At 36.6% G+C, this 8004-nt stretch carries 10 protein-coding genes; all 10 read right to left on the bottom strand.

The features are described 5' to 3' along the window. The coding region (locus Megvenef_RS05930; RefSeq protein WP_322777059.1) for a hypothetical protein at positions 1–265 on the bottom strand (265 nt) is incomplete at its 3' end. Between the two features lie 800 nt (positions 266–1065). Further along, complete coding sequence (locus Megvenef_RS05925) at positions 1066–1809, bottom strand: hypothetical protein (protein WP_322777058.1); 744 nt, start codon at positions 1807–1809, stop codon at positions 1066–1068. A 4-nt stretch (positions 1810–1813) separates the two neighbouring features. Beyond that, complete coding sequence (locus Megvenef_RS05920) at positions 1814–2080, bottom strand: HGGxSTG domain-containing protein (RefSeq protein ID WP_322777057.1); 267 nt, start codon at positions 2078–2080, stop codon at positions 1814–1816. Positions 2081–2106: 26 nt separating this feature from the next. Then, positions 2107–2637, bottom strand: coding sequence for a hypothetical protein (locus tag Megvenef_RS05915; protein ID WP_322777056.1), 531 nt, complete (start codon positions 2635–2637; stop codon positions 2107–2109). Between the two features lie 338 nt (positions 2638–2975). Further along, positions 2976–3254, bottom strand: coding sequence for an HGGxSTG domain-containing protein (locus Megvenef_RS05910; RefSeq protein ID WP_322777055.1), 279 nt, complete (start codon positions 3252–3254; stop codon positions 2976–2978). Further along, a complete protein-coding gene (locus tag Megvenef_RS05905; protein ID WP_322777054.1) occupies positions 3244–3816 on the bottom strand; it encodes a hypothetical protein in 573 nt (190 codons plus the stop codon). Before Megvenef_RS05905 ends, Megvenef_RS05910 begins: the two co-directional genes overlap by 11 nt. Then, positions 3813–5495 (bottom strand): DEAD/DEAH box helicase, encoded by a 1683-nt coding sequence (locus tag Megvenef_RS05900; RefSeq protein ID WP_322777053.1) that lies wholly within the window; start codon positions 5493–5495, stop codon positions 3813–3815. The genes Megvenef_RS05905 and Megvenef_RS05900 overlap by 4 nt, the downstream gene beginning before the upstream one ends. 4 nt (positions 5496–5499) lie before the next feature. Further along, positions 5500–5628 carry a hypothetical protein gene (locus Megvenef_RS05895; protein WP_322777052.1) on the bottom strand — a complete coding sequence of 43 codons (129 nt, stop codon included), beginning with the start codon at positions 5626–5628 and terminating at the stop codon, positions 5500–5502. After that, positions 5618–5752 carry a DUF5681 domain-containing protein gene (locus tag Megvenef_RS05890; RefSeq protein ID WP_322777051.1) on the bottom strand — a complete coding sequence of 45 codons (135 nt, stop codon included), beginning with the start codon at positions 5750–5752 and terminating at the stop codon, positions 5618–5620. Before Megvenef_RS05890 ends, Megvenef_RS05895 begins: the two co-directional genes overlap by 11 nt. A gap of 243 nt (positions 5753–5995) precedes the next feature. Further along, positions 5996–8004, bottom strand: a 2009-nt coding sequence (locus Megvenef_RS05885) for a DnaB-like helicase C-terminal domain-containing protein (RefSeq protein ID WP_322777050.1), incomplete at its 5' end; no start/stop codon positions are given.

Raw genomic sequence — 8004 nt, 5'->3', positions numbered from 1 at the left:
CGCTATCCCCATAAGGATTTTTCTTTGTATGACCAGACATACCCAATACTTCTTCTGGTTCATATAATTTACCTAGTCCTTGAGAATTACCATAACCACTATAACTTGAAAGAAAAGTACTGTTGTAGCTACCTACAGAATAACTACCGCCAGAAGTTCCGCTTGTACTATAACCACCTCCTTGAGTTTTATTAGAAAAATAGTTTCCACCACTACCACTACCACTTTTATTATTTATATCTATTGTTTCACATTGTTTTTTCATAAAAACCTCAAAAATTTTATACCATTCCAAATAATCAGAAATATTTGTTAGAGGCAAGAATAATGCTCAACAATTAATTGATAGAATTTTACAAATGTAGATAAATAGACGCAGTTAAATTTATCGGGTATGTAGTAGAGTTTCTAAATTTTTTAATTCTGATAGCGCATTTCTATAGGGTAATTTCTTGTTTCAAGAGCTTTTAAACACTGTGTTTTGATAGTTCAAGAGGGGGTACTAAATATCGCTATATTGTTTTAAAATCAGCTTTTACTTATTGCATCAAACTATTGCCCAGAGAGATGCTTTTTCTCAATAAGGAAGAAGAAAATGCCTGTTTGTTGTAATTTCTTCTTATTGCAACTTGGGTGTATTTTGAGACGGGAGTACACGACTCAGGAAGAAGTGGTAAAAACTTCTGATTTCACCCCCTCCCATAAGCTCCGGAAACCTCTTTTTATAGTGGCTGGAAATTAATTCATCACGAATAGATTACGGTAACTCATAGACAACATAATTACTATAGTGTTTCTGGACTGCGGTTATTATCTAAACCCATCAAAAATACTTACATTGCACTTTAACATTTCACCTGCATTCACCTGCAAATATGCAGGTGAAAACTAAGAAAGTCTCTTTTTAAAGTACTCCTAAAAACTCTCCAATACCTAGTTAACGCCCTCTTTTTATAGTGTATGGAAACCTCTATTGATTAAGTTTGGTTGGGGGTGTTTTGTTTCTCTTAAAAAAAACCAGTAAACCTTGCTTCACCAAGGATATAAGTATTTGCAACAACCACTTTATAGCCTCGCCATAACTTCTGCCGCTTCTTTCGTTACCATCACTCCAAGTGGGATTGGTATAAAAACTTTTGGCCACGCTGTTACTTTGTTAGTCTCTAAACGCTCTGCCTTGCGAATATTGGTATAAACTTTCTTAATGCTAGAATTCCCCGAGGCTACTTCAGCTTTTTGCTCCTCAGTGCCTTTGCGTTGGATAGCGTCATATTGTTCGGCTGTTCTAGTGCTTACTCCCGCTTTCTTAGCTATGACTTCCAAAGTTTTACCCTTTGAACATTCTTGAGTTTCAGCAGTAGTATTGCTATTATCTGGGGAGCGCACCAGTGCGCTAGCCGTAGCATCTACCTCTTTAAATTGAGTAGCTTGCATTCTTTCTTTAGCTTTTTCCGTCTCGAACTCCTTGCATATCAATTTAATGTTTTTGAATTTATGCGCATTATCCTCTGTTTCTGCAATAGGCTTTTCTCTCCAATCACCACGTGTTTTGAGAAAGAATATAAGAGCTGTAACGTTGCCAGCTTCCATTTGTTCCCAGAGAAGCATAGCTGCTTTGTATACGCCTCTAATCTTACCTTTTCTATATGCTCGCAGAACTCGTTCATCCCTTTTTTGTAAGTCTAGGAAGTCAATGGCTGAGAGATTAAAATAACCAGCTACTTGTTCTATAGAGAGATAATTTGCTAAGGCCTCAACTTGTGCTATTTGCAAGTCATCCAATATTACTGCGGTGTTATTATTCTGCATTTACTTAATAGTCTCCTTCTAATTCTTGTGATAATGTCTTCCACTCTTTAATCAGCTTATGGACTTCTGAGCGTTTTGCGATGTTCTCCTTGGTGTAATAGCCGTGTTTCAAAGCGTTCTTACTACCTTTAGGCGCACCACTACCCTTAGCTCCTCCGTGCATTCTACAGCGTTTCTTACCTTTTACGGTAGATGTTTTACAGGGATGGCCACTGCGAGTTTTTGCAAAACAGGTGATTTTTAGTTCTTGTTGCATAGGGTTATTTTGCATTGTATTTTTTTCTTGCCCCCGCCCCCCTAGTTAAGCTTTTTATTAGTTTCAACATTACCAATTATAGCCTGCCCGCCTGAGTTAACATTGACATGTTCTATAACCATTTTTTGCTGACCTTTGCCCCTATAGCGTTGCAAGGCTTCCACTTGTGTAGCGTAGGTACGAGCCAATTTGTTAGCCACATTAAAAGCCTTAGCACCGAGTTCTATTTCCTTATATGATCTACTACTTAGCAATCCATTAGCTCTTGTTAGGTTTTTCATTGCGGCATTGTGTATAGCTAGCATTTGAGCTGCAAGCATAGCTTCTATAGTATCTTTGGGCTTAATATCGCTGATAGCTACCAGAGTATTATCGGACATTTTTTGTGGGTCATCATTATCATACCCAGCCCTTACTACTTGATTTAGAAGTGCTACGGAAAATTCTACTTTTTCTTTCTCTTTCTCTTGATTAGCTTCCTCTATACAAAAGGCGTTGGTTATAGCCTGAAACTCTAAATTAATATTAACTGAATTTGATTTAGAGTCTTTTTTTTGTAATTCTGATTTCACGATAATTCTCTTCTAATTTACCGACTTTAACATTTCTACATTGTAGCGTATAAAAGGCATTCAGGCTACTTTTTCAGCAGTTATCGAGGTATTAATGCAACATTCTTAACTCATGTATTATAAACAGCTCTAAACCTAATGTAAGTACAGGTAAGCTCTTTAGTATCAACGAAAGACTAGAGTACTAACCTAAAAGAGAGAACAAGGTATATGCACTTCAAATAGGTTTATTTCTTATTTTAAGAACTTTTGAATGTTATATTTTGATAACTTACGTAGGGTTTTAGCTTTTTACCTAATGCAACACTACAAGAGCTTTAAAATCGTTCCCGCTCTTACTAATATGTTTTTCGTATTTCACTTCCCATTTCTCTAAAAAACGCCATCCATTCTCTTCTGCGACTTGTTGCAGCTCTCCTGTTTTCTATGAACTCTCTGCTATAACGTCCGTGCTTAAAAGCGTTCTTACTACCTTTTGGCGCACCTGCTCCTTTAGCCCCGCCGTGCATCCTACAACGTTTCTTACCAGTAACTGGCGATGTTTGGCAGAAAGTACCTCTACGGGTCTTGGCAGAACATTTTACTTTTTCTTTATCTTGTAAGGGGTTATTGCTCATTTTCTAAAGTACCCCCTTTTTGTTTAACCCCCTCTATCGAGGTATTATTCTTTGTCACGTTGCCAATAATAGCTTGTCCACCTGAATTAATATGAACATGCTCTACAGTCATCTTTTGCTGTCCCTTACCACGATAGCGATTTAAAGCTTCCATCTGTATTGTGTATGTTCTAGTAAGCTTATTAGCTGAATTAAATACAAGATTCTTCATATCGATCATTTGTGATTTAGCAGCAATCCTATAGCAATCCATTGCCGCATGATGAGTAGCTATCATTTGAGCAGCAAGCATCCCTTCGATCTGATCCTTAGGCGCAATACCTTTCATTTCAATAGAAATGTTTTTTAAAGTTTCAAAAAACTCAGCATCGGTATTACTAGCATAGCAAGATTTTGAGAGTTGGTGATATATTAACCAACCAAATTCTTTACTATCGCCTCCGCTCATTTTTCCTATGTTTTTTCCTACCGCATCAGCTAGTTCACCCTGCTCCTTTTCTTTTTTTAGAGTTAAACTAAGCCCAGTGGTTTTCTCTTCTTCTGTTATTTTTTGAGGTATCATATAACTCCTATTTGTTTTAATTTAGGCTCTGCTCTAAGCGAATAAGCTATAATCGCCGCTGCATCTCCTCTATTCATTGACGGATCTTTCTTGAAATTAGCTGGCAGATAATGCTTTTGCGCCTCTGAAGGTAATAGGTTTCTCCAACTAGCCGTTTTTCTTGCCGTATCCTCATCTTCAAAGCAATACAAAAAGTCGTTTGCTGCTGCAATGGCTTCTAACTTACCGCCTTTGTAAACTATTTTTGTTGGAATGTTAGACGTGTCCTCGTCTCTTTTTGAACCTCCAACGGCAAGCCAAGCGTTATCTTTTTCAAAAACACAACACCAGCTATTGAAGCCTGCTGCTATCATTGCTTTGTTTTTCTTCCTTAAATCAGTCCAAGAAAAATTAGATCTCTTGAGCAAATCAATCTCTGCCATGGCAAAGTTTTCTATTATTCTTTTGGCTTTAAGATGCTCACTTTTTACATATTCCAAGTTTAAATCAGCCCCGCATAAAGGACATTCTGTTATTCCCTTAGCAATTTGTTTCTTACATGAAGGGCAAAGTCTAAATCCTTCATTCTTGTTATTTAAGTCAATTGATTGCTCTAATGATCCGTGCAAAATACTGGAAATACCGAAGTCTAGTACTACGCAATCGTGCTTAACAGTGTTTGGGTAGATACTTGGATCAATTGTTCTCAAGCCCCTCCCTATCATCTGGATCATTGTTGGTTTGTAAGAAGACGAGCGCAGTAATACAACGCATGAGATCGGTGGAAAGTCCCAGCCTTCTGTTAACACCGCAACGTTGACAATGACTTGTATTTTGTCGCATTTAAGGGCTTCTAGGACAGATTCTCTCTCTAAAAACGAGGTATCGCACGTAACTAAACCAGTCTTTACTCCAGCTGACTTATAAGCACTCACAACATTTCTAGCATGAATGGAGTTAGAACAAAACACCACGGTCTTTCTATCTCCAGCTTTTTCTCGCCAATGCCTAACCACTTCGCTATTAAGCGGCTCAGTATCCAAAATAGAAGCCATTTCTTGATCGCTGTAATCACCAGTAGCTTTTACCTTCAATGCTTGTAATTTCTCTTGTGTATTCCCAGTGTCTATTATCCAAGTCTTAGGTCTGACCAAGTGACCGCTAAGGATAAGCTCGCCCAGTTTAATTTGATCACCGCAGTTATTAAAAACCTTCCCTAAGCTGCTTTTGTCTCCTCTTGCTGGTGTTGCTGTAACTCCAAATATTTTAACTCGGGAGTTCATACTAGTTGCTTGATTTAAAATACTAATATAACTCTCAGCCGTGATATGGTGAGCCTCGTCAATAACTAATAGATCAAGCTTTGGCATGGTCTTCAAGTTATTCTCTCTAGACAAAGTTTGCACCATAGCAAAAGTTACTTGCCCATCCCATGACTTGGTACGGCTATCCAGAATACTTGTTGAGATAGTCGGGTTAACTAACTTGAACTTACTCTCATTTTGATAAGTCAATTCGTCTCTATGAGCCAGAACACAAACTTTTAAATTAGGCGTATGCTTGATGAGTTCTCCAATAACCGCAGACAAACAGATAGTTTTACCTGCTCCAGTCGGTGCAACGCCTAGTGTATTGCCGTGGGTCATCAAAGCAGCTATATTCTTTTGGACAAATTCTTTTTGACGTTCACGTAACAACATGATACTAACTCAAATTTCCTAGTTTTCTGAATGCACCAAGCTCATTACTATCAATCTCGATAGGTAATGATTCACTCTTTGAAACTAACTCACGGAAAAATATCTCTATAGCCCACGGCTCATTAGCTTGCATAGCTTTCCAAAGTAGTTTGTATGCCTTCCTTAATGCTGTCTCTAGACACCAGCTCTCTAATGCTCGTATCAGTAGTTTTGGGTCTTCCTTTAGGATTACCAGATTTACCCTTAGTGAATTTCATATCTGTTCTATATACTGTTAATACCCTGATTATAGCATAAAATAAGGCTTTTAGCTACTTCCTCCACCATTATATTACAGTGTGCTTAATATGAATTAGTAACGTTGTAAATATACAGCAAACCATTATGTATTCTAGTGTACGTGGTATTACAAACAGATTCTCTAATGCTGCACTACGCAAGATCATGGTCGTTACGCCGTAAGCTAGACAAAACCAATCATTCTTCTATAGACATCGAATTCAATTTGTCTTAGATGTAGTAAAGTAATTGTACTGAGGGTAGTAATAAAAATCTATTTTTCCTCCAGTCCTTCCCCGTCTATTTTTTAATATCTTTAATTCTATTTCTCTTGGAAAATTGTTTTTTGCTTTTTCTACATCAAAATTATTGTCCATTCCCTTTAACTGAAGACCTAGTAATACATCCGCTGAATATTCTATTCCTCCACTTTCTTTAAAAGCTTGCATTGAGATTGGAGTTTTGTAGTTTTCTCGGTTAAGGCTGCTTATACCCAATATAGGAACTTTCAAATCTCTGCTGATCTGCTTTAGCCGTTTTACTATTTGATCTACACTTTGTTTCTCGGTTAATTTATGATTGGTCGGAGTAATAATTTGTAGATAATCAATAATTATTACTGGATTAACATCGGTATGTTTTTTATGTAAATCAATCTTCTGATTGATTTCGTCTACCGTTATGTCTTTATTGACTTCATATATCCATAGCCTACTTGATTCCTGCTTATAACTTTCTCCCGCACAATAAATTATTTCGTGCTCTAAAGGGCTATAATGTTCATATTTCTTTCCTTCTAATATTTGTCTTTGCGATTTTGCATTATACATTTGGTTAGAATAATTTTTTTGACAATATAGATAGGTATGACGACTAATACTCTTAGCCATTATCTCATATCGAGACATTTCAAGCGAAATATACAAAACATCCTGACCTTTAGAAGACAGATAATCTGCTATCTGAATCGCAAACGTTGTCTTCCCTAAGGAACTTATTGCTCCAAGAATATAAAGTCCATCATGTAAACCACCTTCAAAAATTTCATCTAACTTATCAAAACCAGTAGCAAAGGTTTTATCTTCTTTACTTGCGTTAATGTAACTTCTAAAATCAGATATTTTGTTACTGACAGATTCATTGAAATAGTCGGACTTTTCTATTTCTGTTTCTTCTAACTTTGCTTGAATTTCAGTACTGATCCAATCTTCTAAGTTAGATAAAGCCTTCTTTATTTCATTTTCAAAACCGACCTTGTCTTTAACTAGAAAATCGTTAGCGTCTTTATAGTCCCCGTAAAATTCTGATCTATAAACGTCTTCTACTTCAGTTCCTTTAATCTCTGGAGCTATAAAACTTATATTAAGTCCCTGTAAACCTATTACTAATTGTTCTCTTGCTTTTTTCCCTGACTTATCTGCATCAAGCACTATAATCAGTGAGCAAGGGTTAGATAACTCTTTAATCTTTTTTAAAAAACTTATCGTATTGGAAGCGCTACCAAGAGATAATGCGTTATAACCTAGTTCAAGGAAGCTAAGAGCGTCAAACTCTCCTTCGGTTACAAAGCAAGGCGAGTCTTTTTCTAAAACTTGTAAATTGAACGTATTGACACCTCCTTCTTTCATTTTAGAACATTGTTTTTGTCCGTCATCGATTTCGTCTCTTACATCACGAGCAGCATAACTGTAATCACTTGTCGGGATAATTATTCTTGGCGTTTTAGGAGGGTTTTTGTTATCTCTCAACGCTTTAGGACTCTGCCAATCACTCATATAACCAATTCCATATTTTTTAGCTGTTTCTGTGCTAATTCCCCGCTTATTTAAATACTTCATACAATCTGGGTTAGTTATGTTTTTTTGGGCTTCATTAAAGAATTGCCTGTAATCAGTTCCCTTATTCCTGACTTTATCAGTTGAACTATTAATGGTATTTTTTACCTGTAAGAAAGAATGGTCGCTATTTGATTTATCTATCGGAATACCTAGCCAACTGTAAATCCCGTTAAATACTTCTTTGGAGTTAGGAGTTAAATTATTCCTAATTGTGTATAAATCAAAAATATCGTAATCGGCATTACAAGAGAAACAATGTACTTTATGTCTTTCACTATCATAACTCATACTCGGTTTTTTATCCTCATGCGTTCCATTCACCCAATGAAACTTCTTTGTAGTTGCTTCAACGCTCAATTGCGATCTTAGATCCTCTACTATCCTTGTTCTTT

It is taken from the genome of Candidatus Megaera venefica (assembly GCF_034554655.1).
In the GTDB taxonomy this organism is placed as follows: domain Bacteria; phylum Pseudomonadota; class Alphaproteobacteria; order Rickettsiales; family Rickettsiaceae; genus Megaera_A; species Megaera_A venefica.
The sequence above is the reverse complement of the archived record's forward strand: the minus strand, read 5'-3'. Positions and strand labels throughout refer to the sequence as shown.